Source organism: Saccharopolyspora hattusasensis (genome assembly GCF_050972075.1).
GTDB classification, from domain to species: domain Bacteria; phylum Actinomycetota; class Actinomycetes; order Mycobacteriales; family Pseudonocardiaceae; genus Saccharopolyspora; species Saccharopolyspora hattusasensis.
Genome location: NZ_JBPCDC010000001.1, coordinates 438,899 through 465,289, shown reverse-complemented (window position 1 = coordinate 465,289; position 26,391 = coordinate 438,899). Strand labels below are relative to the sequence as shown.

General features: G+C 66.4%; 24 protein-coding genes and 1 pseudogene. 12 read left to right on the top strand and 13 right to left on the bottom strand.

Translation table 11 applies throughout. The features are described from left to right. Window positions 1-98: 98 nt before the first annotated feature. Together ACRXBZ_RS02325 and ACRXBZ_RS02320 are read right to left on the bottom strand one after the other, a co-directional pair. Window positions 99-392 (bottom strand): hypothetical protein, encoded by a 294-nt coding sequence (locus ACRXBZ_RS02325; protein ID WP_433877554.1) that lies wholly within the window; start codon window positions 390-392, stop codon window positions 99-101. 190 nt (window positions 393-582) lie between these two features. Further along, window positions 583-765, bottom strand: coding sequence for a hypothetical protein (locus tag ACRXBZ_RS02320; RefSeq protein WP_433877553.1), 183 nt, complete (start codon window positions 763-765; stop codon window positions 583-585). A gap of 451 nt (window positions 766-1,216) precedes the next feature. Between ACRXBZ_RS02320 and ACRXBZ_RS02315 the strand changes: the two genes are divergently transcribed. Next, window positions 1,217-2,431, top strand: a complete 1,215-nt coding sequence (locus ACRXBZ_RS02315; RefSeq protein WP_433877552.1) for a helix-turn-helix domain-containing protein — start codon at window positions 1,217-1,219, stop codon at window positions 2,429-2,431. Here ACRXBZ_RS02315 and ACRXBZ_RS02310 read toward each other — a convergent pair. From ACRXBZ_RS02310 to mdo, 6 genes are all read right to left on the bottom strand, one after another. Continuing rightward, entirely contained in the window at window positions 2,412-4,817 is a 2,406-nt protein-coding gene (locus ACRXBZ_RS02310; protein ID WP_433877551.1) for a tyrosine-type recombinase/integrase, read from the bottom strand. The two genes, ACRXBZ_RS02315 and ACRXBZ_RS02310, sit on opposite strands and share 20 nt — an antisense overlap. Then, window positions 4,814-6,058 carry a tyrosine-type recombinase/integrase gene (locus ACRXBZ_RS02305; RefSeq protein ID WP_433877550.1) on the bottom strand — a complete coding sequence of 415 codons (1,245 nt, stop codon included), beginning with the start codon at window positions 6,056-6,058 and terminating at the stop codon, window positions 4,814-4,816. Before ACRXBZ_RS02305 ends, ACRXBZ_RS02310 begins: the two co-directional genes overlap by 4 nt. Window positions 6,059-6,290: 232 nt before the next feature. Next, on the bottom strand, window positions 6,291-7,211 hold the full coding sequence (gene mftM / locus ACRXBZ_RS02300) for a mycofactocin oligosaccharide methyltransferase MftM (protein ID WP_433877549.1): 921 nt from the start codon (window positions 7,209-7,211) through the stop codon (window positions 6,291-6,293). Then, a complete protein-coding gene (locus ACRXBZ_RS02295; protein ID WP_433877548.1) occupies window positions 7,208-8,734 on the bottom strand; it encodes a VWA domain-containing protein in 1,527 nt (508 codons plus the stop codon). Before ACRXBZ_RS02295 ends, mftM begins: the two co-directional genes overlap by 4 nt. Before the next feature lie 56 nt (window positions 8,735-8,790). Beyond that, on the bottom strand, window positions 8,791-10,125 hold the full coding sequence (locus ACRXBZ_RS02290; RefSeq protein ID WP_433877547.1) for an AAA family ATPase: 1,335 nt from the start codon (window positions 10,123-10,125) through the stop codon (window positions 8,791-8,793). Between the two features lie 73 nt (window positions 10,126-10,198). Then, complete coding sequence (gene mdo, locus ACRXBZ_RS02285) at window positions 10,199-11,491, bottom strand: NDMA-dependent methanol dehydrogenase (RefSeq protein ID WP_168589261.1); 1,293 nt, start codon at window positions 11,489-11,491, stop codon at window positions 10,199-10,201. Window positions 11,492-11,867: 376 nt separating this feature from the next. Between mdo and mftA the strand changes: the two genes are divergently transcribed. The 8 genes from mftA (at window position 11,868) to ACRXBZ_RS02245 (ending at window position 17,716) form a co-directional block, all read left to right on the top strand. Then, a complete protein-coding gene (gene mftA, locus ACRXBZ_RS02280; protein WP_246868644.1) occupies window positions 11,868-11,999 on the top strand; it encodes a mycofactocin precursor MftA in 132 nt (43 codons plus the stop codon). 15 nt (window positions 12,000-12,014) lie between these two features. Then, a complete protein-coding gene (gene mftB, locus ACRXBZ_RS02275; protein ID WP_433877546.1) occupies window positions 12,015-12,323 on the top strand; it encodes a mycofactocin biosynthesis chaperone MftB in 309 nt (102 codons plus the stop codon). Beyond that, window positions 12,320-13,534: a mycofactocin radical SAM maturase gene (gene mftC / locus ACRXBZ_RS02270; RefSeq protein WP_433877545.1), complete on the top strand. Its 1,215-nt coding sequence runs from the start codon at window positions 12,320-12,322 to the stop codon at window positions 13,532-13,534. The genes mftB and mftC overlap by 4 nt, the downstream gene beginning before the upstream one ends. A 53-nt stretch (window positions 13,535-13,587) precedes the next feature. Further along, window positions 13,588-14,319 (top strand): mycofactocin biosynthesis peptidyl-dipeptidase MftE, encoded by a 732-nt coding sequence (mftE, locus tag ACRXBZ_RS02265; protein ID WP_433877544.1) that lies wholly within the window; start codon window positions 13,588-13,590, stop codon window positions 14,317-14,319. Continuing rightward, window positions 14,316-14,615 (top strand): SDR family oxidoreductase, encoded by a 300-nt coding sequence (locus ACRXBZ_RS02260; protein ID WP_168589258.1) that lies wholly within the window; start codon window positions 14,316-14,318, stop codon window positions 14,613-14,615. The genes mftE and ACRXBZ_RS02260 overlap by 4 nt, the downstream gene beginning before the upstream one ends. Continuing rightward, the gene (mftF, locus tag ACRXBZ_RS02255) at window positions 14,612-16,069 is read left to right on the top strand and encodes a mycofactocin biosynthesis glycosyltransferase MftF (protein WP_433877543.1); all 1,458 of its coding nucleotides are present in this window, start codon (window positions 14,612-14,614) and stop codon (window positions 16,067-16,069) included. The genes ACRXBZ_RS02260 and mftF overlap by 4 nt, the downstream gene beginning before the upstream one ends. A 24-nt stretch (window positions 16,070-16,093) precedes the next feature. Beyond that, entirely contained in the window at window positions 16,094-17,260 is a 1,167-nt protein-coding gene (gene mftD / locus ACRXBZ_RS02250) for a pre-mycofactocin synthase MftD (RefSeq protein WP_433877542.1), read from the top strand. Window positions 17,261-17,338: 78 nt separating this feature from the next. Further along, window positions 17,339-17,716 carry a hypothetical protein gene (locus ACRXBZ_RS02245; protein WP_433877541.1) on the top strand — a complete coding sequence of 126 codons (378 nt, stop codon included), beginning with the start codon at window positions 17,339-17,341 and terminating at the stop codon, window positions 17,714-17,716. Between the two features lie 285 nt (window positions 17,717-18,001). Here ACRXBZ_RS02245 and ACRXBZ_RS02240 read toward each other — a convergent pair whose 3' ends face one another. The 4 genes and pseudogenes from ACRXBZ_RS02240 to ACRXBZ_RS02225 form a co-directional block, all read right to left on the bottom strand. After that, window positions 18,002-18,808 (bottom strand): transposase, encoded by an 807-nt coding sequence (locus tag ACRXBZ_RS02240; RefSeq protein ID WP_433877540.1) that lies wholly within the window; start codon window positions 18,806-18,808, stop codon window positions 18,002-18,004. Window positions 18,809-18,867: 59 nt separating this feature from the next. Beyond that, the gene (gene ltrA, locus ACRXBZ_RS02235) at window positions 18,868-20,676 is read right to left on the bottom strand and encodes a group II intron reverse transcriptase/maturase (protein ID WP_433877539.1); all 1,809 of its coding nucleotides are present in this window, start codon (window positions 20,674-20,676) and stop codon (window positions 18,868-18,870) included. Window positions 20,677-21,287: 611 nt separating this feature from the next. Further along, a complete protein-coding gene (locus tag ACRXBZ_RS02230; RefSeq protein ID WP_433877538.1) occupies window positions 21,288-21,971 on the bottom strand; it encodes a transposase in 684 nt (227 codons plus the stop codon). A gap of 78 nt (window positions 21,972-22,049) precedes the next feature. Beyond that, window positions 22,050-22,328, bottom strand: a pseudogene (locus ACRXBZ_RS02225) (transposase); the annotation flags it as partial. Window positions 22,329-22,650: 322 nt separating this feature from the next. Between ACRXBZ_RS02225 and ACRXBZ_RS02220 the strand changes: the two are divergent. The 3 genes from ACRXBZ_RS02220 (at window position 22,651) to ACRXBZ_RS02210 (ending at window position 25,925) form a co-directional block, all read left to right on the top strand. Continuing rightward, window positions 22,651-24,174 carry an alkaline phosphatase D family protein gene (locus ACRXBZ_RS02220; RefSeq protein WP_433877537.1) on the top strand — a complete coding sequence of 508 codons (1,524 nt, stop codon included), beginning with the start codon at window positions 22,651-22,653 and terminating at the stop codon, window positions 24,172-24,174. A 124-nt stretch (window positions 24,175-24,298) separates the two neighbouring features. Continuing rightward, a complete protein-coding gene (tnpA, locus tag ACRXBZ_RS02215; RefSeq protein ID WP_044573060.1) occupies window positions 24,299-24,697 on the top strand; it encodes an IS200/IS605 family transposase in 399 nt (132 codons plus the stop codon). A 4-nt stretch (window positions 24,698-24,701) separates the two neighbouring features. Next, window positions 24,702-25,925 (top strand): RNA-guided endonuclease InsQ/TnpB family protein, encoded by a 1,224-nt coding sequence (locus tag ACRXBZ_RS02210; RefSeq protein WP_433877536.1) that lies wholly within the window; start codon window positions 24,702-24,704, stop codon window positions 25,923-25,925. Here the strand turns inward: ACRXBZ_RS02210 and ACRXBZ_RS02205 are convergent. After that, a complete protein-coding gene (locus ACRXBZ_RS02205) occupies window positions 25,861-26,196 on the bottom strand; it encodes a hypothetical protein (RefSeq protein ID WP_433877535.1) in 336 nt (111 codons plus the stop codon). The genes ACRXBZ_RS02210 and ACRXBZ_RS02205 overlap by 65 nt on opposite strands. Between the last annotated feature and the right edge of the window lie 195 nt (window positions 26,197-26,391).

Below are 26,391 nucleotides of genomic sequence, written 5' to 3'. Positions count from 1 at the left end.
CTTTGCGCCGCGTTGGCCGTGTTCGGGCGGTTGTTTCGGGGCGTGGTTCCGGTGCGGGTGCCGGTCGGGGGGCGGACTGACGGCACCCGCACCGGGGCTTACGGGGAGTGGGCGTGTGCGGCCGCGCAGAGGCGGCAACCCACTGGGTATACGCGGGCATGGCTGGGGGCGTCGCTGCCGAGAATCCGCTTGCCGCAGCGGGTCATCCCGTCGTGGGTTGGGTGACGTTCATGTGTGACCCGGTGGTGGTCGGTCCACACCTCGGCGTGCTCGATGTCGTCGCCGTTGCCGGTGTTCTTGGGGAACCAATCAACCGGGGAGGACGCAAGTTCGTGGAGCACGGCTATGTGTGGGGTGCGGATCGGAAGTCCGATCATGGTGGTGGCGGTCATCGGGCGTCCGCCTTTCTTCGCAGTCGCGCGAGTTTCGCTGGGCAGGACGAGCACGGCGTTGGCGCGGGACGCTGCGGGTGTTGTGGGAACAAGCTGGTGAGGGGAACACCGCACAGGGCGCGGGTCGCTCCGCTCTGGATGGTGTGGGCGATGTTGTTCAGGCTGATCAGCGTCCGGAAAGAGAGGGGGCTCACTGCGGGCTCACCACCCCGGCGGTGGGTTGCGGGGCCTGATCGGCGGCCATCCATGCGGGGCCGTGGGCGTCGTGCTCGTGCTGGCCGACCACTGCGGGGTCCGGGTCGGTGAACAGGCATCGTTTGGCGGAGCACCGCCATGTGGTGGCGTAGTCGGGCGTGAACGTTCGACGCGGCATCGCAGCCTCACAGGGGCGGGTCGGAGGGTCTTGGTTGGAACACGAGGTGATCGCGCGGCCAGCACTGCCAGCAGTCCCCGGCGCTCGCGGTACCGGCATCGGGAAGTGCGATCACACGCCCGCACCGGGTGGTCTTGGCGTCGGTGCGGTAGTGACGAACTCCCGTCCAGTCCACCCACGTCCAGGCTGAGGCGGTCACGGCTGGGTCACCGCCGGCTGAATCTCAGGCCTGGACAGCACTTGACCACTAGAGACCGTCTCCCCAGGTACCAGCCGCATCGTGATCCTTCCGCTCGAAAGTGGTTACTTCTGGTGTTCGCGTGGTTACGAAACTAGAGGGGTTCGTGTGCGTGGAGTGACAGTAAAGTGACAGTGAGCGCTAGCGGTGTCGTGCGACGATCACGGGGACGTACGCTGTTGCTGCCGTAGTTCCACAGGTCAGGAGGCCAACATGCCCGCCGCTGCATCGGGCTTGACGATCGGCGAACGCGTAGCGATGGCACGCAAGGTTGCGGGCCTCGATCAACGCGCACTGGCCCAACGAGCCAGCTACAGCACCAGCATGGTCCGGGCAGTCGAGCAAGGCCGCGAACCGGCGTCGCCCGCCTTCGTGGCAGCGGTCGCCAAAGCGCTAAATATCGAGATCCAAGAACTCTATGGGCAGCCGTATCGTGATCTCCTTGATGACGATGGCGGCGTTCCTGGACTTGCAGAACTAAGAACATTGTTCGCTGAGGGATCTTACATCCAGGCGGTAGAGCCGGGGCCCGTTGACGAGATCCGCAATGAACTAGAACTCGTGCGCCAAATGCGGCAGGACGACAAAGCACGTCAAGCGATTGCGCGCACACCTATCTTGCTCCGGCAGATTCGCGGGATGGAAGAAAGCGCCACCTCGGGCGGGGACCGCGAAGAAGCGCTCCGGCTGCTGGCGCAAGCGTTCGCGAACATTGGGCTGATGGTGTACAGCTTCGGCTGGATGACACTGGCGACTCAGGCTGTCGATCGGATGGAGACCGCCGCTGAGAACGCTGGTGCCCTGGATCTGCTGGCTCGTGCGGCGAATTATCGTTCTCTGCTCTTGCTGTCCTACGCTGCGTATGACGTAGGCGAATCTTTGGTCGATCGGTCACTTAACCTGTTGGATCAAGGGCCGGATACTGAGTCGATTCTCGCGGTCCGGGGCTCCGCACACCTGCGTGGCGCGATTCTGTGTGCGCGTAACAACAATGAAAGCAGGGCACGTGAGCACATCGTCGAAGCTCGGGCGATCGGCGCGAAGATCGGTCGTACACCCTCCGCCTATGACACGAGTTTCGGTCCCGGCAACGTAGAAATACATGATGTCGCGGTCTCACTAGAGGTCGGAGACCCTGGGCGTGCGGCTCGCGATGGCTCGGCATTGCGGATTCCGGCGGATGTGCACTCGACGCGAGCCGGTCACCACTGGCAAGACGTGGCGCGCGCCTGGGTTCTTTCCGGCGAGCACTCTAAGGCACTCAAGGCGTTGAACGCAGCCCGGCGGGTAGCTCCGCAGCAGACGCGCTATCTTTTCCGGACTAATGATCGACGGGCAGGGTTCAGCACCTTGTGGGTATCGACATCGCGGCACCAGTGTGATGTTGGGGCCGTGTTGGCGAGGTCGGTCATTGTGGGTCGCGGATGATGGGGATGCCGAGGTTGACTGGGCCGGTGGGCTGTCGATCACGCATGCGATCCAGGCGGACGAGCTTCTTTGTGGCCTCGTTCAGGCTGACTTCGAGTCCTTGGACCTCGCCGAGCCACCCGTTCAGCTTCGCTTCTTGGATGCGATCTTTGAGATTGCCGATGATTTCGACCAGGCGGGGCCGTTCTTTGGGAGAAATCCGAAGCATGGCGCACCGCAAACACGCGTGCTCGTGCTGACACGGCGTCCCATATGGACGGCCGCAGTCTCCCAACGCCACCTTGCGAAGCTGGAAGTGCTGCTGGAACTCGCGCCACTCTTCTGCGGTCGGTTCGCGGTACTCGGCCTGCGGCCGCATGGCTCGCCGCTTGTCGAGGAAGGCGCGGTAAGAGCGCACCAAGTCCTCTTGGAAAACAGCCAGGTAGGTTTCCGTTGTGGCCACGGTCTTGTGACCAAGCAACCTTGCTGCGATGTGAACCGGAAGCCCGCCGGTCACCGCGTCCGTGGTGAACATCCTGCGGAAGTCGTGCGGCGTGTAGATCAGCGGCTGGCCTGTTGCATCCCGCAGACCGGTAGCGGCCAGCACTGTGTTGATGAGCTTGTAGACCGTGGTGACGCTGATAGTCATGTGGCGGGAGCCCAACGCTCGCTGGAAGAGGTGCGGCAGGGGCGGGCCAGTGACTCGCTCATACGGGTCGTAGCGGGCGACGAGCGGGACCGCTCCATCATTGTCCTTGCGCAGCCGGGTGATGACGGTGGCCAGGACACTGGCCAACTCGGGACTGACTAGCAGCAGCCGTTCCTCATTTCCTTTGGACGGCACGATTTGCAGCAGGGGAACGATTTCACCGGTATCCGGCAGCTGGTAGGACACCAACGCTAGATGGGTGATCTCCAGTAGTTCCTCGAGGCGGATGCCGGTATGGCGGAGCGTTTCGACGACCGCCCAGGCCCAGAACGCCTCGTCTTCGCGGCGGGTCAGGTTGGTCGTCTCATCGGTGGCCAGGTTCTGCGCTTCGATAGGAAGGTTCGCCTGTTGGCGGGCTGTCCTGGTCAGCGCTTTGGGGGCTGTCCGGCGGTAGCGAGTGCCTGCGTGGTCGAACACTTCACCCGGATCGTGCTCGCCGGCGGCTTCCAGCAACGCCGCTGTCTCGGCCCGGAGGCGTTCGGCGACGTCGGCCAACAGCGGAAGATGAGGAAGTCGCTCTCGGACGCGCTGGTGCATCTCGGAGATAATCCTCTTGCGGGACTTGATATATCCCTGGGTATCGATCTTGCGCACTGGGCTGGGAACCGCCCATGGCGCCCAGCTGGGGTCCTCCAGCGCCCATTCCTGGATGTCGAGATAGAAGGCCCTCACTCGCATGAAGAGGCGGTGGAAGTCCTTGCTCTCCCTGGTTTGTCCGTCCTTGGTGACGAACAATCGCGCCCGTTCTTTCCATGCCTGGGCCGCCTCGTCTGGCAGGTGCAGGGTGTCGATACCCGGATGGTGCTGCTCGATGTTGGCCCAGAAACGCCCGGCCAGGTGGCTGGCCAGGCTGCGGAACGAGCCGTAGTCCATCGCCGGCCGACGCTCGTCGAGATAGCGGACGAGGACATCGCGGACAGGCCGGCACTGGATATCGAAGTCGTCGACCAACTCCCCGGTGCGAAGTTGCCCTCGTTTCAGGGCCGCCCGCAGAGTGACGCCTTCCGGGGTGATTCCGAGCACGCTGAGCAGATCCCAAGCCAGGTGCAGCCCCCGGACCGCTCTGCCGCAGTGGCGATGGCTCCAGGCGTGCAACTCCAGCACGTCCTCCGCGGTCACCTGGTCGAGGTCCTTGCCGGTGCGCAGCACGATCTTGCTGCACACGCTCAACGCCTCACCGCGCTCGCGGGCGCTGAGTCCCCGTTCGATCGCGGCGCGCTCGACGCGGGCGAACGACTTCGGCGAGATGACCATCCGTGTCCGGTCGAACAGGTTGTTGGACCGGTAGCGGGTAAGAAAGTCGTAGTTAGGCACGATCACTCGACACAGCACCAAGGCAGCCAGCCCGACAAGGTGTTGATACCGCTTGGTGTGAGGCTGACGTGTGTCCTCCGGCGCGAGCCCGTCAAGCCAATCCGGGCCGCCGTCGGCCCCGGCCGATACCCATCTGTCCTGCCAGCCTGAACCGGGGTGTTCAAGCAGCCAGTTCAAGATCACACGGGCACCCTTGGTGATCCGGTTCTGGTGCTCGGCGCGGCCTGGCCAGTCCGGTAGCTGGCGCAGCAACCGCAGGACATCCTCGATTGGCAGATGGTCGGCGGAGCCGGTTCGCCGCTGATCGAGCAGATGGAAGTGGTCGTTGGTGATGCGTCGGCCTTGGCGGCTGCGGAGGTTCAGCTGGACTGTCGCGGTGGTCATTGTGGGTTCCTCCCGAACAACACCGAGAGGTCTGCGTCGTCATATCCGACCGCCACCGGCGGTGGTTGCTGCGGCTGCTGCCGGTCGGTCAGATGCTGCTGGACCCGACGGACCACCTGTGCCTCGTCCTCCACGAGATACACATCCGACGTGGTACTCAGGTGCGCGTGGCCTAGGATTGTCTGCACGTCCCGCATGGACAGTGACTCATCCCGGCTCATCCGGATCGCCGCAGTGTGCCTGAGATCGTGCATGGACCAGTTCGTTCCCAAGACGGCGTTAACGCGACGGAAAACCGCACGCAGAGCCTCGTAGTTCATCGGCTGACGCCGCAGTCCGGTGCCCCGGTCACGGCGGCGGAGGGTCAGCCAAAGCGGCTCGTCTCGATCCAGCAGGTCGCCGATATCGGCCAAATACAGGCGAATCCACACAAACGCCTCTGAACTGGCGGGCAGCCACTGCTCTGTGCGGGTGCCCTTACGGATCACGCGGACCAGTTGATCTCCCCAGTCCAAATCGACGCCTCGAACGCCGAGCAGTTCCGACGCTCGGGCGCCGTTGCTGACCGCCACCGCAAGGATCGCCCGGTCCCGATTGGAGCGCATAGCCGAGAACAGCTCGTTCCACCGTTCGTCGGGCATCGCCCGAGGTTTCCGTTTGGGAACCCTGGGGTTGTAGCGCAGACGGCCCTCAGCCCGGAACGGCTCCAGAGGGTTGTGATGGGAGTTGGGCCGACGCCCCTTGACCCGCTCCTGCGGCACCGGGTTGATCAGCGGGCCCGCACCTATGTCCTCGATCCAGAACTGGTAGAAGCTCCGCAGCACCGCGTTCGAGTGCCGGATTGTTCGCGGCTCGTACTGGTCTCCCTGATGGCGCTTGCCAGTGATCGGGTTGACACAGCCCGCAGTGCCTGCCGATTTCGTCCGCGGCCTCTGTCCGGGCTTGGCAGCCTGCTTGAGCCACAGCACCAGATCCCGAACCTCAGCCGGGGTGGCCTTGTCCCAGTCCACCCCAACGGCCCGCAGCCACCGCCACCACCGCAGAAGATCATAGGCATAACTGCGCACCGAGCCCGGCCGGTTGTCCCGGGCCACGAACTCAACCAGGAACCGACGCACCGGTTCCACCGGCACACCATCGGGATCGACCACCAGCCACGGCACCGACCCCGCAGCCGACACAACTCGTCCCCACCGCGGAAGCCGGATCGAGCCGACATTACGTTCAACCTCGTCAAACACCCTCGTCCACCTCTCCGATCAAGGTGGACCAGATCTACCGACTACCCAGTGACAAGCAGCCCCATCTAGACGGCGTGTCGCCCAGTAATCCGGTCAACAGAACACCCGCAGGTGCACGAGACTGCGCGAGCTATCGCGCTCGCCGAGCGGCGGAAGTCAGACAGTATCGCGAATTTCACGGCGTGGCTCGGCCTTAAGATTTAAATGAAACGACCAAACGGCTCGCGGCTCTTCATCGGCCGACGTGGACGACGAGCCAGCCACCGTGGTCTTCGTCGACCTCGAAGCGGTGTCCCGCTGCGCGGCCGAGCTCGACCAGGTCCTGGCGGGTGAAGGTGCGGACGTGGCCGTAGGCGGCGGTGGGCTCGTCCTCGAAGGGGACGGCGATCACGACCCGGTGGCGGGCCAACCGAAGCGCCTCGACCAGCACCACCTCGCCCTGCATCGCGTCCAAGTGTTCCAACAGGTGCACCGCGGTGACCACGTCCACCGACCGGTCCGGCAGCGGCACCCGGGCTGCGTCGCAAACCAGGGTGTGCAGTCGGGTACCGCGCGCCTCGGCGACGGCGCTGAGGAGCTGCATGCTTCCTGGCACGAGGTCCGAGGCGATGACCGTGTTCTGGCCGCGCTGGGCCAGCAGGAGGGGCAGGAAACCGAAGCAGGAGCCCATGTCCAGCACCCTGCCCGGCGGGACCAGCTGCATGGCCCGGCGGTAGACCGGGGCGAAGCTGGCTATCGACGATGGGGCGGGCTCGTCGACGGGGCGGGACCAGCACTCCTCTATGCGGGCAAGGGTGTTGTCGTAGAAGGTCATCCAGGCGCGGAGCGGATCGTCGATGACGGAGCGGACCACCCCGGTGAAGACCCGCTCGAAGATCTCCGCACCGCTGAGCCATCCCGGGGCGAAGAGCTCCTCTGCGAGGATCCCGGCGAGGTTGTTGTCCAGCTGATCGGGCTGAATCCAGTGGGTGATCTCGACGCGCTGCTCCCGCCGGTGCAGCCTGAAGTGCCGGGTGCGGGTCACCTGCGCGTAGTGGTCGCGGGGTGGTCCGCTGTCCCGGACCACCGTTACCAGCCGGTCAGCGGGCCGCTCGGCAGACCCGAGGGGATCGATGCGGTGCAATGCCGCCTGCGCCGGATCGGGTGCGCTCACCGGCCGGTCACCTCCACGGCCATCGTCTCCGCCGCACGCTCCAGGCCCGACAGGTCGCGCACGACTCGCACCTTGCTGCAGTGCTCTGCGTACAGCGGCAGATCGCACTTCCCGAGCGACCAGGAGTAGCGGGGTTCGGGCGTGAGCCAGAGGGTTTCTCGGGCCCGCCTGGCGATCTCGGCGAAAGCTTCGACGCCAGGGTCGTTTCCGTTGCCCCGCCCGTCGCCGAGGATCAGCACGGTGGTGCGGCGGTTGAGCGCGGCGCCGTGCTCTTCCAGGAAAGCAACGAAAGTGCTGCCGTAGTCGGAATTGCCGTCGACGTCGAGCACACCTCCCTGCGGCAGGCCGTCGAAGACGAGTCCGAGAGCGCGTTCCAGCGGGTGGTCGGCGAACAGTTCGGTGATCTCGACCGGTTCGTCGACGAACGCGAACGTGCGGACCTGGCCGAACATCGACTGGAGTCCGTGCACCAGGTGCAGCGTGAAGCGGGCCGTCGACCGCACCGACAGCGAGACGTCGGCCAGCACGACGAGGCGCGGTTTGTCCTCGGCGCGGGTGATCGTCACCGGCCGGAAGGGAACGCCGTCGTAGCGCATGTTCCGCCGCATTGTGCGAGCGGGGTGCACCCGCCCCCGCGGCGTGTTGCGGCGTCGACTGGTCAGGGCCCCGCGGAGGCTGTGGGCGATCCGGCGCAGCGATTCCTCCAGCTGCTGCCGTTCCTGCTCGTCGACTCGGTCGAGCCGGCCGCTGGTGATCTCGCGGGACTCCAGCGCCGTGGACTCCAGCTCGGCGAGCCTGGCGAGGTGTCGCTTGAGCAGTTCGGGGAGGTTCTCCAGGACACCGGCGAGCTGACGTCGTGGAGAGGCAAGCGGGTCGTCGGGTTCTTCCTCGCAGGCCAGCCAGTCGAGCAGGGTCTGCTCCTCGGCGACGGATAGTTGGGTGTCGACCCGGTGGCCCGTGTGGTTCGCGAGCTGGCCGGGAACTCCTGCGTTGTGCAGTCGCTCGGTCTCCAACTGGACGTTTGGCACCGAACCGGTTCCCGCGCCGGTGTCGCTGTTGGAGAAGACGACCTCGTCGGTCATAGCCGCGAGGTCGATCTTGTTGCTCTCTTGGTGCAGGTTGAACTGCTGCGCCAGGTCTTCCGGGGCGAAGTAGTCGCGGATGTCCGCAGGTTTGCCGTGGGTGTGCCCCTGCTGGGGGACGTCGGACGGTTCCTCGGAGACGGTGAAGGACTGCAGATCGCCGGTGTCGGCGAGATCGTCGTGTTCGTGCGAGTGCCCGTGACCGTTCTCGTCCCCGACGACCGGCTGGAGTGAGAAGAACGCGCCGAACACCTCGTCGAAGATCTCCTCATCGCGCCGGTCCTTGACGAGGGCGACCTTGAGCGCGTCGCGCAACGCGTCCCTGGTGTGGAGCATGCCCGGCTGTGAGGCGCAGCGCATCGCGTCGGTGGCTTCGGACACCGACACGCGCAGGCCGAACAGCCGGAGTAGGCGGACGAACCGGTGCAGAGCGGATTGCATGATGGCCTTCCTTGTCAGCGGCCCGCACGTGCGCCCGCGAATTCGGGAGCCGGAGGCTAGGGACGACGCCGCGTGGCGGCGCCGAACGCTCGGTGGCCCTGACCGCCGACCCGTTGCTGCGAAAGGGTTTTGGTGCCCGAGCCGGGTGCTCCGTAGTAGTTCTCGTCGAAACGTCCGGGCAGGTCCTTGGCGGCTCGAACCTCGCGGCCGTCGACCTCGTCGTCATGGCCATGCCCGTGCCCATGCCCGTGGCCATGCCCATGCCCATGCCCGTGCCCATGCCCGTGGCCGTGCCCATGCCCGTGGCCATGCCCGTGCCCGTGCCCGTGCCCGTGGCCATGCCCATGCCCGTGCCCGTGCCCGTTACCGTGGCCATGCCCGTGGCCATGCCCGTGGCCATGCCCGTTACCGTGGCCGTGCAGGTCCTCGGGGACCTGCCGATTCGGGTCCACCAGGCGCGGGATGGCGCTGAGGGCCTGCTGGAGGTCGCGCTCGTACTTCACCACCACGTTCACGGTTTCCGAGAGCAGCTCGGCATCGAGTTCCTCCGCACCGAGGACGGCCAGGGTGCGCGACCAGTCGATGGTCTCCGAGATGCTCGGTGCCTTGCGCAACTTGAGGTTGCGCAGTTCGCGCACCACGGTCACCAGCTGGCGAGCCAGGTTCTCCGGCAGACCGGTGCGCTTGGACCTGACGATCTCCAGCTCGCGTTCGTGATCGGGGTAGTCCAGGAACAGGTGCAGGCAACGGCGTTTGAGCGCAGCAGACAGGTCCCGGGTGTTGTTGGACGTCAGCACGACGTAGGGCGGTGTCGTAGCCGAGTAGGTACCGATTTCGGGGACGGAGACCTGGAACTCGGCCAGGCACTCCAGCAGCACCGCCTCCAACGCTTCGTCGGCCCGGTCGACCTCGTCGACGAGCAGCACCGCCGGTTGTTCGCCGCGGATCGCATCCAACAGGGGCCGGGCGGCGAGGAACCGGTCGGAGAAGAACACGCTGTCCTGCGCACCGATGCGTTCCACCGCAGTGGCGAGGTCCGGCGCATCGGCGATGACCTCGCCGATCTTGTCACGCAGCATCTGCGTGTAGAGCATCTGCTTGCCGTAATCCCACTCGTAGAGGGCCTTGCTTTCGTCCTGCCCTTCGTAGCACTGCAGGCGCAGCAGGCGTCGGCCAGTGACCTCGGCGAGCTTCTTCGCCAGTTCCGTCTTGCCGACGCCGGCCGGTCCTTCCAGCAGCAATGGCTTGTCCAACCTGGACTGCAGGAAGACGGTGGTGGCCAGTCGGCGGTCCGCGATGTAGCCGCACTCGGCGAACTTCGCGATCACCTCCTCGACCGAATCGAACTGCTCGTGGCCGGTGTGGGGCGGGGCCGAGATGGTGTCGGGCACGGGAACCTCCAGTCGTGAGCGGGGAAGCCGTGGTGCCGCCGGGTCAGGGCGGCACCACGGCCGGTCGCGCGGGTCAGCTGAGCAGGTCGTCCAACTCGCCCGTCATGCAGTGCTCGACCACCGGACGCACCGTGTCGAACGTGCATTCCTTGGCGTTGCCCGGGGTGCAGGCATCACCGAGCACGTGGTTGGTGATGCGGTCGACGTCCTCGGCATCGCCCTTGATCTCCTTGGCTCGCTCGTAGAATTTCGTCGGCCCCTGCCCCAACCGGTTCTTCGAGTAGGTGTCGGCATGCACGTCGGCGAACCGCTCCGGGATGCCGACGTCGCGCAGCAACCGGATGGCCGCGTCCAGCGCCGCGTCGGCCGCCTGCACGGTGGTCTTGCCGTGCGTGTCCACGCCCATCGCCTCGGCGATGTCGGCGAACCGCTGGTAGGCAACCGGCATGTTGAACGCCCACACCCGGGGCAACGCGATGGCGTTGTTCAACCCGTGGTGGGTGTCGTAGAAGGCGCTGACCGCGTGCGAGATCGAGTGGATGATGCCCAGGCCTCCGGAGTTGAACGCCTGAGCGGCGATGTACTGGGCGTACATCATGCCTTCCCGACCGGGGAGGTCTTGGCCGTTCCACACCGCGTGCCGCAGGTTCCGCGCTGTCAGCCTGATCGCGTGCAGCGCGTTGCCCAGCGACGGCTCGAAGTTCAACCGAGACACGTATGGCTCGGAGGCGTGGGCCAGCACGTCGAAACCGCACTGCGCGGTGTAGTCGATCGGGCAGTCGTAGTACAGCACCGGGTCGTCGATCGCCAGGCTGGCCACCGAGGCGTCGTCGAAGGCGACGTACTTGTGCGGATTGTCCGGGTCGGTGGTGGTGTCGGTGATGACGTAGGCCCAGGACGTCTCCGAGCCGGTGCCCGCCGTCGTGGACACCGCGATGTGCGGCGGGTTCTTCGGGTTCTCCGATTTGTTGAAACCTTCGAACTCGTTGACATTGCGTCCGTCGTGTGCGACCGAGATCCGCGCGCCCTTGCAGGCGTCGTGGGAGGAGCCGCCGCCGATGGAGACGAACGAGTCGCAGGCGTTCTCCTGGTACAGCGCGACGGCGTCCATGACGTTGTAGTCCTTGGGGTTGGACTCGACCTGGTCGTACACCACGACCTCCAGGCCGTGGTACTTCATGGACTCGGCGATCTTGTGCACGATGTCCGTGCCGCGAAGTCCCGACGTCATCACCAGGGTCCGCTTGAAGCCCAGTTTCAGAGCCTCCGGACCGATGAGTTCGTGCGCGCCCGGGCCCATCAAGGCGCGTGGGAATGGGTGGAACTCCTTGATGGGAAACGGTTTGAGCAGCTCATCGACCTGCATTTCGCAGTCCTTTCCACGCGCGGCGTTGCACGTTGACCACTGGCTACGGCTGGTCCGGGCGGTGTCGGGATCGGGCCCGGCTGAGTGGCGAAGGTAGTGCGGTGCGTCACGCCCGAGAACCCTTCTGGAACCAAGACCCGTCCTCCGGAAGCGCGGTCCGAACGATCGGTGGGGACCGCACCCGTCCGTTCGGACAGGTGCCCCAGCCCCACGGCTCAGCCGCCGGTGGTGGCCGGGGTTCGACCTGTTCGAACGGACGGGGGCGGAAGGTCCAGTCGCATGGCGAGCCGTGTGCCGCCGCGTTCGTAGCGTGTTCTTGCCGCAAGCGTTGGCGGCGCACTTTCCCACAAGATCCCCGCAGCAGAGGTGAGAAGCAATGGAGCAGCAGAGCCTCGGAACCGAGTACGAGCACACCACCGGAATCTCCGAGTACGACGAATCTCGCGACGTGGTCGAGGAGATGCTGGTCGAAGAGGTCTCCATCGACGGCATGTGCGGCGTCTACTGAGGACGGTGGTTCGCGATGGGTAGCCCGGCCTTCCAGCCCAACCTCCCGTACCGCCAGAACCCGCAGGTGGCCCTGCGGCCGGAACCCTTCGGCGCGCTCGCCTACCACTTCGGGACGCGGCGGCTGTCGTTCCTGAAGAGTCGACGGCTGGTCGAGGTCGTCGAGCAGCTTGCCGACCACGGCTCGGTCGACGAGGCGCTCGGCGCCTGCCAGGTCGCCGACCGGCAACGGCCGAGCTACCTGCGAGCCCTGGCCTCCCTCGCGCAGGCCGAGATGATCGTTCGCCGACAACCACTTTCGGAGAGGGACGAGGAATCGCCATGAGGATCGTCGAGCAGCGCCGGGAGATGACCGAACCGGTGCCGCCCCTGGTCGAGCAGTTCAAGCACGGTCTCGATGCACCGATCTGCCTGACCTGGGAGTGGACCTATGCCTGCAACCTCGCCTGCGAGCACTGCCTGTCCTCGTCAGGCAGGCGCGACCCGGACGAGCTGGCCACCGCCGAGATCAAGTCCGTCGTCGACGAGCTGGCGCGGATGCAGGTCTTCTACGTCAACGTGGGTGGCGGAGAACCCACGGTCCGGCCGGACTTCTGGGAACTGCTCGACTACGCGGTGTCCCGTTATGTGGGTGTCAAGTTCTCCACCAACGGTGTCCGGCTCACCCCGCAACGGGCGCGCCAGCTCGCGGCCACCGACTACGTCGACGTACAGATTTCGCTGGACGGCGCCACCCGTGAGATCAACGACGCGGTGCGCGGTCCCGGCTCCTACGACATGGCGCGCCGGGCCATGGACAACCTGGCGGAGGCCGGGATGCGCGGGTTCAAGATCTCGGTGGTCATGACCCGGCAGAACGTCGACCAGCTCGACGAGCTCAAAGTGATCGCGGACTCCTACGACGCCCAGCTGCGAATCACCAGGCTCCGTCCCTCCGGGCGCGGGGCGGACGTCTGGGACGAACTGCACCCGACGGCCGAGCAGCAGATGCAGATTTACAACTGGCTGCTGGACCACGGCGAAGAGGTACTGACTGGGGACTCGTTCTTCCACCTCAACGCGTTGGGCAGCAGCCCCCTGCCCGGGTTGAACCTGTGCGGCGCCGGCCGCGTGGTGTGCCTGATCGACCCGGTGGGCGACGTCTACGCCTGCCCGTTCGCGATCCACGACGTGTTCAAGGCCGGCAACGTCCGTGCCGCCGGGTTCGGCGAGGTCTGGCGCAACTCGTCCCTGTTCACCGAGCTGCGCACGGCGCAGACCGGCGGCACGTGCGCATCCTGCCCGGCGTTCGACGCTTGCCAGGGCGGATGCATGGCAGCGAAGTTCTTCACCGGGCTGCCGTTGGACGGTCCCGACCCGGAGTGCGTCAAGGGACACGGAGCCCAACTCCTGACCACTGTGGACAACTCAGGGGTGCCGCGTGCGACGCAGGACCACTCGCGACGGGGAGAGCGGGGGAAGGTCCTCCTCGGTCTGCCTGCCGTGCGGGCTTCGCAGCGGCCGTGCGACGAAAGCCCGCTCGCCGGAATGGCGTGAACATCGCTTGGCGGGACGGAACAGCCACAACTGGGGACACGAAGAGGTGAGTCATGACCGCACGCCTTGCCGAGCGGGCGTGGACCGAGTTGGAACCGCGCAGACCGGTAGTGCTGTTGCCGCTGGGGTCCTGCGAGCAGCACGGGCCGCACCTGCCGCTGGACACGGATGCGGCTGTCGCGACCGCCGTGGCGGAAAGAGCGCTCGCCCTGCTGCGCGGCGAGGTCGACGCGGTGCTCGCGCCCACGCAGAACTACGGCGCCAGCGGGGAGCACGAGGGCTTTCCCGGGACGGTTTCCATCGGCCACACCGCGCTGCACCTGCTGGTCGTCGAACTCGGCCGTTCGATGCTGCGGTGGGCGGAAAGGTTGGTCGTGGTCAACGGCCACGGGGGCAACCTGAGGAGCCTGGTCGGTGCGGTGCGTCGACTGCGCTACGAGGGGCGCGACGTCACGTGGTGGGCCTGTTCAGGTGGCGAGTCCCACGGGCACGCCGGACGTACCGAGACGTCGTTGATGCACGCGCTGCGGCCCGATTCGGTCCGCAGCGCACGGATGGAGTCCGGGCCGCTCGGGTCCGATGACCGGGTGCTCGAACGCCTCATGTCGGTTGGCGTGCGCGCGGTGAGTCTGAACGGCGTCATCGGCTCGCCGGACGGCGCGAACGCCGCCGAGGGAGGCGAACTGCTCGCGGAGATGTCCGCGGGCCTCGCCGAGGCCGTGCGAGCCTGGCACGTGGACGGCACCGGGCGGCTGGCGAACGCCTCGCGGGTGGGTGTGCCATGAGCGAGCGTCGCGTGGCGGTAGTGACCGGTGCGGCACGCGGTATCGGCGCGGCGGTGGTGCGCCGCCTCAGCAGGGCCGGTTGGTCGGTCGTGGCGGTCGACCGCTGCACCGACATGCTTTGCGCCACGGCGAAGCTGTACGGGCTCGCCGACCCGGAGGAGCTCGCCCAACACCAGCTCGTGCGCCGGTTGCTCGCCCCCGAAGAGGTAGCCGAGGCCGTGGCCTGGGTGTGTTCCCCGGAGTCGGCGGCAGTGACGGGTTCGGTCGTGCACGCGGACGGAGGATTCGCCGGATGAACGCGGCGCGCCCGGAAGCACCAGCCCACGTGATGCGGGCACCGGAAGAGACCCGACTGCCGGACGGATTCGCGGTCCGGCTCGCCTCGGACGTGCACCGCTCCCGCAACGGTGGCCTGCTGTTGGGAGGTTCGCCGATGCGACTGGTTCGGTTGAACGGACGAGCGGCGAAGCTGCTCGCATCCGGCGGATTCACGGTGTCCGGACCGACGAGCGCGGCGGTTGCCCGAAGGCTCCTCGACGCCGGGATCGTCGATCCGCGCCCGCCCGAGGTGCAGGTGGCTGAGACGACCGTGGTGATCCCGGTCCGGGATCGCACCGACATGCTCGAACGACTCCTGACCATCTTGAGGTGCGATGCGCAGACCGCAGATCTGCCGATCGTGGTGGTCGACGATGGCTCGCGCGACCCGGAGCGGCTCGCCGCTACCGCTTGCCAGTGGGGTGCGTGGGTGCTCCGGCATGAGCGCAGCCTCGGGCCCGCGGCGGCGCGGAACACGGGATTGCGACGTTGCGGCACCCGGTTCGTGGCGTTCATCGACTCCGACGTCGTGCCTTGGCCGGGGTGGCTTCCGACGGTGCTGGCGCAGTTCCTCGACCCCGCCGTCGGTTTGGCAGCGCCGCGCGTCGTATCCCTAGACCAGGCCGGGCGGAACTGGCTGGAGACCTTCGAACGAACCTGTTCCCCGTTGGACATGGGGACGCGGGAGGGCCCCGTCGCACCGCTGACGCGGTTGGCGTACGTGCCCGCGACGACCGTCGTTGCGCGCCGCGACGCCGTCCTCGGGTTCGCCGCGGACATGCGGGTAGGTGAGGACGTAGACCTCTGCATGCGCCTGCACGAGGCCGGCTGGCGAGTTCGCTACGTGCCCGCTGCCCGCGTCGCGCACGAACACCGGACGGACCTTCGGAGGTGGATGGCGCAGCGCGCGTTCTACGGAACGGGAGCGGCGCCGCTCGCGCTGCGGCACCCCGGCCAGGTCCCGCCCCTACACGCCGCAGCGTGGTCGCTGGCGGCCGCAGTGCTGCTGACGAATCGCCGACTGGCTCCACTGGCGGGGGTGCTGGTCGCGGTGGCCGCCGCGCGACTGGCCCGCCGCATGCCAGACGCCGATGCACCGGTCCGTGCGGCGACGCTCCTGGCACTTGGCGGCTTGTACGGCACCGCCCGGCAACTCGTGTGCGCCGCGACACGCCACTACTGGCCGATCAGCGCCGCAGCAGCGCTGACAAGTCGGCGGGCGCGCAAAGTCCTCGTCGCCGCAGCGGTCGTGGACGGCCTTCTCGACCACCGCAACAGCAGGAGCTCGCTGCACCCCGTGCCGTACGTGCTCGTACGTCGCTTGGACGACCTGTGCTACGGCGCCGGCCTGTGGTGGGGCGCGGTTCGCAACCGCACGATCGCGCCGTTGCTGCCCCGCCTCGCGCGGAGCTCGCGCTCACGAGATCAATGACGATCAGAAATGGGAGGACCAGGAATGTCGGAGTGGTTCGAAACGGTCGCCGAGGCGCACCGACGCGCCGAGAAGCGCCTGCCGAGGCCCGTCTACAAGGCACTCGTCGCGGGTAGCGAACGAGGCTTGACCCTCAACGACAACATCAGCGCGTTCGGCGAGCTAGGCTTCGCGCCGCACGTCGCGGATCTGCCCGCCAAGCGCGATCTTTCGACCACGGTGCTCGGGCAGGAGATCTCACTTCCAGTGATCATCTCGCCGACGGGCGTGCAGGCCGTGCACCCTGAAGGCGAGGTAGCGGTCGCGAGGGCGGCGGCAGCCGCCGGGACCGCGATGGGGCTCAGCTCGTTCGCCAGCAGGTCGATCGAGGACGTCGTGGAGGCCAACCCGAAGACCTTCTTCCAGATCTACTGGGCTGGAGATCGCGACCGGATCCTCGCGCGCATGCAGCGCGCCAGGGACGCCGGTGCAACGGGCTTGATCGTCACCCTGGACTGGTCCTTCGCCACCGCCAGGGACTGGGGCAGCCCACCGATCCCGGAGAAGATGGACTTGCGGACCAAACTGCGCTTCGCGCCGCAGGGGATGTTCCGCCCTCGCTGGCTGTGGGACTTCCTTCGCCACGGCTTGCCTGACTTGACGACGCCCAACGTAGTCCTCCCCGGGGAGACGGCGCCGACGTTCTTCGGTGCGTACGGCGAATGGATGCAGACGCCGCTTCCGACGTGGGAGGACGTGGCGTGGCTGCGCGAGCAGTGGGGCGGCCCCTTCGCCATCAAGGGGATCACCCGGCCCGACGACGCCCGTCGCGCGGTCGACGTCGGAGCCACCGCCATCTCGGTGTCGAACCACGGGGGCAACAACCTCGACTCCACGCCGGCGGCGATCCGACTGCTGCCCGCGGTCGCTGACGCCGTCGGTGACCAGCTCGAGATCCTCTTCGACGGCGGAATCAGACGCGGCAGCGACGTTGTCAAAGCACTGGCGCTGGGCGCCAACGCCGTCATGATCGGACGTGCCTACCTGTGGGGGCTGGCGGCCAACGGGCAGGCCGGGGTCCAGAACGTCCTCGACATCCTGCGCAGCGGCATCGACTCGGCCCTGCTGGGCCTGGGCAAGCCCTCGATCCACGAACTCGCCCCCGACGACCTCATCATCCCTGACGGATTCCGCCGCGAGGTCAACACCTGAACGAGCGAGCCGCGATGACCCTGCCCATCCCGCGGTGCCGGGCATCGCGGCACGCCGTGGAGCCGAGGACGACCTGAAATGCATGGAACCACGTTCACCGAAGCCCGATATGCGGCGCTGGCCGCTGTGTACGCGGGCAAGATCTGCTACCAGAATGGACTTGCCCGACCCGGCCTCGGCTACGAGTGGGGGACGGGTGTTCCGGGCCCGATGACCGACGAGTTCCGCCACACCTTCCGCGAACTGTGGGCTGCCGACCTCATCGACATCGACCTGCACCGCCTGTTCGCACCGCGCGGCCATCGAGTCGCGATCACGGCCAAGGGATACCGCGCGCTGCGCGAGTGGTCCGGGCTCGCTGATCCCTGCCGCCCGGCGAACTCGCCGCCGTCGCCGCAACCGGGGGTCGCTGGCGGGTGCTGGTCGGGCGGGGCGAACGCCCCAACTTTCCGGTGAGCAGCTCGCATAGATCAAAGCCGAGTTGCGCCACGTGACGAAGTTCACCGAACGTCTTTTGTCCAGCGGTTTCTCTATGCGACACGGCTTGGCTCCACTAGGAGGCTGGTGTCGAACGGGGGTTTGTGGGGGCTTGATTTGTTCTGTGTTTGTTGAGCGGGTCGGTGTGGTCGCAAGTTCTCATCGATCGGGGTTGATGGTGTAGCGGGACTCGGGCGTGATCGTTTGCCGGTATGCCCTGACAACGGGGGCTCGTGCGTGTCTGGCGGGCCCGCCGGGGCCGGGTCAGGCGGTGGTCGTGGTCCATCCGGTTGCCGTGCGGGCGATCCCGAGCATGCCGAGGCGTGCGAGGTTGACCGCGGCGGCCAGCAGTGAAAAGTCGGCAGCTGTTTTCAGCAGTCCTCGGACGCGGGCTCGGCGCCCGCCGTGGCGGTGGCGCATGAGATGAGCGATTTTGCAGTTGGCCGCTCCGGCGTGACGCTCGCGGGCGCGGATGGGGACGGTGTGCCCGGCAGGGCAGGTCACTGTCCGCGCATCGAGGTCGACGTCGAAGCGGTCTTTGGAGAAATGTCCTTTCACCGCCACCGGCGGCTGCACCTTAAGTCCATTGTGGATACCAGAATTGTCCAGTCGCTCCAGCAGTTCCCCAGCACCGTAGGCCGCATCCCCATACGCCGCCGCCCGATCTTCATCCTTAGCTTCGGCTTCGGCTTCGGCTTCGGCTTCGGCTTCGGAGGGCAGTATGTCGGCGAGCAGGGGCTCGGCGGCCTCGGCGTCACCGCTGTTTCCGGCCGTGACCTCGGTGGCGGTGATGATCTCGGCATCGGGGTCGATCGCGAGATGCCCTTTGTAGCCGTCAAAACCGCGAGCACTGGTCTTGTGCCCGTGACGGGCCTCGGGGTCCACGGTGGAAATGATCCGGTCCGGGGCGACCTTGCGGGCGATGCGGAACACCCCGTCGCCGTCGTCGGCCAAGTCCTGGCCCAGCACGGTGGCCAGCAGCCGCACGGCCTTGTCCACGCCCTCGCCCAGCTCATGGTCGTCCAGCAGGGCCAGCAGCGCGTACCCGTCCCGAGCCCGGGAGTCGATCAATTCCTCCCGGGCGTCGTGGTGTCGGGTAGCGGTGGGCGCATTGCTGCGCCCACCGCCCCCTAAGAACCGGGCGAGCGGGCTTTCCCCGCACCTCGGCTCAAGCAAGCCCCATTGGGCTTCGCGGGCGATGTTCCCGGATTCTTGCGACCCCGAGCCAGTAGGCTGCGATTGCAAGAAGTGTGCACCAGGCGTGTTCGTTTGCCGTCCGGCGTGCCGCGTCGTTCGTGGGTGAGATAGTCGGCGGCTATCGCCCGTCGAGCGACGCCCAGCCACCAGCGTTCCCATGCATGTGGGGATTGCGGTGGTTGGTCGGCGGTGAGGAGGGGCTCCCGACAGAGTGAGCAGCGACCGTCCTGCGTGGCAAGTAAGCCCAGGTTGTAGCTGTCCAGCGGGGGCTTGACCTTCCGCCGTCGTTTGGCCCAGTACTCGATCAGGTCGGGGTCGTCTGGGGACGCCCCGCCGGTGACGAGCTGGTGCCGGACGATGTTGGTCCAGGAGAATTTGACCATGTAGTGAACGTCGCCGCGGTCGTTGTCCGACGTGCGGTCGCCGAACACCCAACGGTCATTCCTGAACCTGTTGAACTTGCCGAAGTAGCGTTTGACGATCCACTTTTTCGACTTCTTGGGGTGCATGCGTCTGGCCCATCGATAGGTGAGCCACCACATGTAATGGTCCAGCGCGGTGAAGATTCTGCTGGATACCACCCCTCGATAGTAAGCGGCCCAACCTCGGATGATCGGGTTGAGCCTGGCGATGACCGCCATCGCGTTCGAGCCGCGCAAGTTGCGCATCTCGTCGGCGAGCCGCTTGCGAATCCGCCTGACCGCGTCCAGGCTTGGTTTGATCAACAGCTTGCCGCCGCGTGGGTAGTAGCGGACATTGAACCCGAGGAAGTCGAACGAGTCTTCTCGATGGGCGATTCGTGTCTTGTCCTCGTTGAAGACCAGCCCCCTCGGCGCCAGCCACTCAGCAAGCTGTGCCTTGACCTGCTCGGCTTGCTGCCGCGAGTAGCAGCAGACGGTGAGGTCGTCGGCATATCTAACCAAGATCGGAGTACCATCAACCGCCTTCCCGGCATGAACACCAGTGGTGCGATAGCGGACACCTGCGGCCTCCTCCAACCCATGAAGTGCCACGTTCATCAGCAACGGACTGATCACACCGCCTTGGGGCGAGCCCTCTTCGGTCGGTGAGTACCGTCCATTTTCGACCACTCCAGCCTTGAGCCAGCGCGCGACCAGTTCCCTGGCTGGAAACCCGCCGAGGGCGGCTAGAAGATGCGAGTGCCCGATCCGATCGAACGCGGCCGACAAGTCGGCGTCCAGGATCCACACTCTCTTGGCACGAGTGCCGCTGAGAGCGTTGAACAAGGCACCGATCGCGTCAGCGCAGCTTCGTCCCGGCCGAAACCCATAACTCCTCGGCTCGAACCGAGCCTCCCACTCCGGCTCTAGTGCGTTGCGGACCCGAGCTTGATGACACCGGTCCATGATCACGGGAATGCCGAGTGGGCGCCGCTTTCCATTGGCCTTCGGAATATGCACACGCCGGACCGGCAACGGGTCCCAACAGCGGCGTGTCCGATGCACCCGCACCGCCACTTCCGCCCTGGCCTCGGACGACAGTGCCACCTGACCGTCCACCCCGGCCGTCCGACGTCCGGTATTGCGCTGGGCCGCCTGCCGCACGCTCAGCAGCGTGTTCGACCACGACCCCAGCATCATCCTTTGCAGGGACCGGACCTTGGTCCAGTCCTGCTCCCGCGTCGCCTTGAAGATCCTCCGCCGCAGCCTCACTACGTTCTGCTCATGGATGCGCCACTCAATGGCGTCCCAATCCAGTACGTCCTCGGGTCCGTTCACCACGGTGGTGTCCAACTTGCCCCTCGGTTCGATAGGCACACGGCCTCAGCGTTCAAAGGCTCACCTGCCCACGTCAGCGCCCTTTCGGGCCCGGTCGTATGACCGGCATCCGGCCGGTTCCCCGGTGACCACCGCCTGGAGGAGCGGTCTGGTGTCACGGGTCCCGCTGCCTTTCGGCCACCGGCATCCGCTTGTTGGGCATCCTGTCCCGCCGAGGGTTTCCGCCCCTCTTTCGATCGGCCTACCGGGCCGCGACGACCCGGACCCCGACGGGGTTTCCACGTTCCGCGCACGCGAGATGTGACCGGGGTGGGCGCCTCCCTAAACCCCGAGGCCAGCGGTGTTCACACGATCGGCGGGGACGGCTCTGATCGTCGCTTGCCGCCTCTTCCAACGGCCAGGCCCTATCACCCTGGTCTTCGTCCCGTCGTCCAGAGCTATCGATGACGAGGCATCATCGGGAGGTTCACTTGCGTTCACCCGTCCGGTCTTCCCCTTGCCCGGTTGCTCCTCTGGACGGAACAGAGGCCCTTGGGCGTCTTCCCTGAGCTTCGCACCCTGGCAGGCGGGACCTACCAGCGCACGTCAAGGCGGGGACGGATCTCGAACACTGATCAGGAACTACACATCCGGCACTGCCGGCCTCCAATCTGCGAGTTCACTCGCCATGCGCGACTTCGTGTCGCACCGTCCCAGTCGATCTGTGGTTTCGCCGTGCTGGCGTAGTCATCCCCAGAGGTGATCACCACCCGCAGCCGGGCGGCCTGTTCGGCATCGGCGGCAGCCAGCAGACCGCGGATCGCCGAACGGATCAACGTGATGGTGTCCATTGTGGCCACCGCGTCATACAACGGGGTCGAGTCCAGCACACGCTTGCGGCCCACCAGCCCGGCCTGCCGGGCCACGTCCAGGACTGCCTCGAAGACCCGCTCCGGCCGTGCAGAGCGGGCCAGCCTGGCCCGCATGTCCACCAGTACGGTGTGCACGAACCCGGGATAGTCGAAATGCAGGCCACCAGCAGCGTATTTCCAGCGGGCGTCGAAAGCGAACCGGTCGACCGCCTCCCGGTCCGACAAGCCCTCGATGCGTTGCAGCACCATCACCACCGCCACGATCATCGGTGGCACCGACCGGCGACCCACATCGGTGAACAGGTCAGCGAACATCTCATCCGGGAACAACGCGAAGCACTCCCGGTGCAGCACTCCGTAGATCGAATCCGCCGGGACGCGGTCCTGGCAGTAGTCCACCGTCGACCGCAGTAGGTCAGTCTGGCGAGGCGCACGTCCCAACGTCACCCGACCATCCTGCCAAAACGATCACCTCAACCGGGCGAGACACACCGATCCTTAGCAACCAAAAACACCAGCCACCTATAGTGCGTACTTCCAGTCAATCCGGCCCCGTACCGCATCCGCGGTCTGCCGGTCGGTGAGGTTCTCGGAAAACTGCAACACCGATATCAGCGCCAACTGTCCCGGTGACCAGCCCGGGCGGCCACGTTTCCCGAACGCAGCAACGAATTCCGCATCCGCGAACAACACACCCAGTTCATCACGGACCCTCATCACCAAGCAGCTCTTGGGAAACGCCGCCCGAGCCACACGCGCGGTCGTATCCGGGACATCAGGCCATGGACGCGGCTGTAACGACACCACACACCCCACCTACGAAGATCAGCAAACAGGGATGATCTTGCACCCTCACCCGCCACCCGCCCACATAGGGTGCGAATTAGGCAACAGAGTCCTTTAGCCGTGGGGAGGACGTCAACAATGAGTACCGATACGCCGCGTGACCAGCAGCGAGGAATATTCGAGCCCACAGCCTCGTATCTCGCGGCGTGTTGGTGCATCCGTGCAAGATGGTTCATTTGGACGTGGCCTGGGGTCTACCGGGGTGAGTTAGACAGTCCCGGTGATCAGAGCCAACTCGAACGCCGTCGACCGGCGTCGCTTTATTACTGCCGTCTCCGTCGTGGCGAGCGCTGCCGCGGTCGCCCAGTTGCCCGTCGGCCGTGCGGCCGCTACGACCCGGCCGAGCGGGGGTAATTATCCGTTCCTTCTGGGCGTCGCGAGCGGCGACCCCACCTCATCCGGTGTCGTGCTGTGGACACGGCTGGTGCCGGACCCGTTCGTGCCGGGCGGTGGGATGGAGCCGAAACGGGTACCGGTCAGGTGGGAGATCGCTCGCGACGAGCAGTTCCGCAAGATCGAGGCCAGCGGCGATGCGTGGGCCCTTCCCGAACTTGCGCACTCGGTGCATGTCGAGGTCGATGGACTCGCACCTGACCGTGAGTGGTTCTACCGCTTCCACTACCGCAGCGACGTCTCCCCGGTCGGCCGCACCCGCACAGCGCCCCCGCCGCACAGGCCCACCGGCTCGCTGGCGTTCGCTTTCGCGTCCTGTCAGAACTGGGCCAGCGGCTACTACCCGTCGTACCGCCACATGGCGCAGGAGGACCTGGATCTGGTGCTGCACCTGGGCGACTACGTCTACGAGGGCGGCATCCCTGCTGGCGGCGGCTACCGGCGGACAACGACTCCGGACACCCTTCGGCCGGCGCCGCAGGACCTCGAACGCTGGCGCATGCAGTACGCGCTCTACAAGAGCGATCCGGATTTGCAGGCCGCGCACGCCCGTTTCCCGTGGCTGGTCACATGGGACGACCACGAGGTGAAGAACGATTACGCCAACACACAGCAGGAGCAGGCAGGCGACATCAGCGCGCTGCGCGCGGCGGCCTACCAAGCCTGGTACGAGCACCAGCCGGTCCGTGCGCCTGCGCGTCCGGACCGGCAGGGCGGTCCGCGCATCTACCGTCGGCTGGAGTGGGGAAACCTCGCCCAGCTCGACGTCGTCGACGGCCGCCAATACCGCAGCGTGCCGCCCTGCGGCTGGGGAGAGGCCGATGCATGCGCTGCCGCGTACGGGCCCGACATCACGATGCTTGGTTTCGAGCAGGAGCGCTGGCTGTACTCGGGCTTCCAGGCCTCCAAAGCGACCTGGAACATCCTGGGCAGCAACGTGATGCTCGCCCGTCTCGACCACGACGGTCCCGAGGGAGACCGGCTGTGGCACGACGCCTGGGACGGCTTCCCTGCGGCGCGCAACCGGCTCACCGAGGCGTGGGTGCGTCACGACGTCAGCAATCCGGTTGTGGTGACGGGCGACTGGCATTCGACCTTTGTCAATGACATCCACCAGGACTTCGACCGGCCCTCGTCGCCCGTGGTGGCGACCGAGTTCGTGGGCACGTCGATCTCGTCCAACGGCGATGGCGCGGTCTATGGCCCGTACTACGGCCCGATGATCCAGTACAACCCGCACATCAAGTTCTTCGACGGTGACCGCCGCGGCTACGTGCGCTGCCACGTCGACCGCGACCAGTTCACCGCAGACCTGCGGATGGTCAGCACGGTCAGCACCCCCGAGGCGCCCGAGTCGACGTTCGCCTCGTTCGCGGTCGAGAACGGCAAGCCCGGAGCCCTACGCGACTGATCAGGTAGACGTGGTGCGCAGGCCCCCGGATTTGTCCGTGGGGTTAGCACGTCAAGTCCGATCCTGACGCGCCCAGCGGTAACCCTGCCAACGTTAGGTAGTTCGGTGCTGTATAGTGTTGGGTATGGCCGTCACGCTGCGATCGAACGCGAACATCACCTTTCAGTGCGCGTTCCACGTCGTGTGGTGCCCGAAATACCGGCGCCGGGTCATCGGTGGCCGGATGGAAGAACGCTTGAAGCAGCTCATCCGGGAAGTCGTCGAGGAGAAGGGGGCGTGGCTGGTGGAGCTGGAAACGATGCCGGACCACGTTCACCTTCTCGTCGAAGTCGACCCGCAGTACGGGGTGCACAAGCTGGTCAAAGCGATGAAGGGGCGTTCGTCGCGCGTGTTGCGGGAAGAGTTCCCGTGGTTGCGGTCGAAGCTTCCGACGCTGTGGACCAACAGCTATTTCGTCGCGACGGTCGGCGGCGCACCGCTGTCGGTCATCAAGCGCTACGTCGAACAGCAGAAGGCCCGGTGAGTCGATGCTGACGGGACGTCGCTACCGTTTGAAGCTCACCACCGCCACCGCGCAGGCCGCCCAGTGTGAGGAGTTCGGCAATATCTGCCGGGCAGTGTGGAACACCGCCCTGGAACAACGCCGCGAGTACCGGCGGCGCGGGGTGTGGATGAACTACAACGAGCAAGCCGGAGAGCTCGCCGACGCGAAAACCGAGCACGACTGGTTGAAGACCGCGCCGTCGCACATCCTTCAGCAGGCGTTGAAGGATCTGGACCGGGCGTGCCGCGACCACGGCACGTTCCGGGTTAAGTGGCGCGGTAAGCAGCGTTGGAACCCGTCGTTGCGGTTCCCGATGGGCAAGCTCATCGGGGTCGAGCGGCTGAACAAGCGGTGGGGACGGGCGAAGCTCCCGAAGCTGGGGTGGGTGCGGTTCCGCATGACCCGCCAGTTCGGTGGTGCCGTGCGGTCCGTGACAGTGTCCCGCGATGGCCGGGACTGGTTCGTGTCGTTGTTCGTTGACGACGGCGCCAGCACCCCAGAACGGCACGCCGCATCCCACAGCGGTGTCGGTGTCGACCGTGGGGTCGCGGCAGCGGTAGCTGCCAGTGACGGCAAGCTCATTGACCGCGTTTTCGTCTCGTCTGGCGAGGATGAGCGTTACCGCGGGTTGCAGCAGAAGCTTTCCCGGCAGAAGCGGGGCAGCGCGAACCGTAAGAAGACGTTCGGCAAGATGCGCCGGGTGAAGCGGCGCGAACGCGACCGGCGAGCGGACTTCTGCTCGCAGGTCGCGGCCGGGCTCACCGACCGCAACGCGCTGGTCGTGCTGGAAGACCTCCGTATCCGGAACATGACCCGGTCGGCGAGCGGAACCGCCGAAGAACCCGGCCGGAACGTCGCCCACAAGTCCGGCCTGAACCGCGTCATCCTCGACAAAGGCTGGCACAAGCTTGAACTGGCCCTGTGTAACGCTGCCCGCTATAGCGGCAGCGAGATCGTGAAGGTGCCTGCTGGGTACACGTCGCAGACGTGCGCGGTGTGCCGTGCTGTGGACCCGGAAAGCCGTGAGAGCCAAGCGGTTTTTCGGTGTACCCAGTGCGGCCACACCGCGCACGCTGACGTGAACGCGGCGAAGAACATTCTCGCCGCCGGACGGGCGGGGACAGCCTGTGGAAACCTCGCCGTTAGGCGGTCCGTGAAGCAGGAACCTCAACCGGCGTTAGCGCTGGTTGGAATCCCCCGGCCTTAGCCGTCGGGAGGACGTCAAGGTCTTCCCGTACCTTGTTGGGGGAATGGCCTCGTGGTTCGTGGTCACGGCGGCAGGCGATGAGCTCGTCGGAGGTGCCGGCCGCCGTGTAGCCGTGCCGGACGGCGTCGGTCACCAGACCGACGCCGGCGGCCAGCCCGAACGTCTGCACGGTGGCCTCGGCGATCCGGATCGCGTCCTCGGGGCCCAGTGCCTCACTCCGGGTGCTGTCCGGCTCGGCGAAACGAACCTCGTGTTTGCCGTCCGGGTCCACCGACAACCTGTGGCCGCCGCGCCAATCTTTCGATGGTCGGGACTGCGGCGCACGAACCCGGTGCGGGCACGGCATCCGCACCCGCGTCGTCGGTTGTCGCAGGCTGAGCAGAGACCGCCCACGCCGTAGCAGTCATCCGTCAGTTGAGTGTCCACATGTCACGGTTCACCGTGGTGGGTATCTCGTTAGGGCTTG

What these genes read in the sequence shown, in the direction of transcription:
- ACRXBZ_RS02325 (WP_433877554.1), bottom strand. Translation starts at nt 392, where the DNA reads ATGACCGCCACCACCATGATCGGACTTCCGATCCGCACCCCACACATA.
- ACRXBZ_RS02315 (WP_433877552.1), top strand. Translation starts at nt 1,217, where the DNA reads ATGCCCGCCGCTGCATCGGGCTTGACGATCGGCGAACGCGTAGCGATG.
- mftD (WP_433877542.1), top strand. Translation starts at nt 16,094, where the DNA reads ATGTCGGAGTGGTTCGAAACGGTCGCCGAGGCGCACCGACGCGCCGAG.
- ACRXBZ_RS02245 (WP_433877541.1), top strand. Translation starts at nt 17,339, where the DNA reads ATGCATGGAACCACGTTCACCGAAGCCCGATATGCGGCGCTGGCCGCT.
- mdo (WP_168589261.1), bottom strand. Translation starts at nt 11,491, where the DNA reads ATGCAGGTCGATGAGCTGCTCAAACCGTTTCCCATCAAGGAGTTCCAC.
- ACRXBZ_RS02310 (WP_433877551.1), bottom strand. Translation starts at nt 4,817, where the DNA reads ATGACCACCGCGACAGTCCAGCTGAACCTCCGCAGCCGCCAAGGCCGA.
- mftE (WP_433877544.1), top strand. Translation starts at nt 13,588, where the DNA reads ATGACCGCACGCCTTGCCGAGCGGGCGTGGACCGAGTTGGAACCGCGC.
- tnpA (WP_044573060.1), top strand. Translation starts at nt 24,299, where the DNA reads ATGGCCGTCACGCTGCGATCGAACGCGAACATCACCTTTCAGTGCGCG.
- ACRXBZ_RS02260 (WP_168589258.1), top strand. Translation starts at nt 14,316, where the DNA reads ATGAGCGAGCGTCGCGTGGCGGTAGTGACCGGTGCGGCACGCGGTATC.
- mftC (WP_433877545.1), top strand. Translation starts at nt 12,320, where the DNA reads ATGAGGATCGTCGAGCAGCGCCGGGAGATGACCGAACCGGTGCCGCCC.
- mftB (WP_433877546.1), top strand. Translation starts at nt 12,015, where the DNA reads ATGGGTAGCCCGGCCTTCCAGCCCAACCTCCCGTACCGCCAGAACCCG.
- ACRXBZ_RS02320 (WP_433877553.1), bottom strand. Translation starts at nt 765, where the DNA reads ATGCCGCGTCGAACGTTCACGCCCGACTACGCCACCACATGGCGGTGC.
- ACRXBZ_RS02295 (WP_433877548.1), bottom strand. Translation starts at nt 8,734, where the DNA reads ATGCAATCCGCTCTGCACCGGTTCGTCCGCCTACTCCGGCTGTTCGGC.
- mftF (WP_433877543.1), top strand. Translation starts at nt 14,612, where the DNA reads ATGAACGCGGCGCGCCCGGAAGCACCAGCCCACGTGATGCGGGCACCG.
- mftA (WP_246868644.1), top strand. Translation starts at nt 11,868, where the DNA reads ATGGAGCAGCAGAGCCTCGGAACCGAGTACGAGCACACCACCGGAATC.
- ACRXBZ_RS02210 (WP_433877536.1), top strand. Translation starts at nt 24,702, where the DNA reads ATGCTGACGGGACGTCGCTACCGTTTGAAGCTCACCACCGCCACCGCG.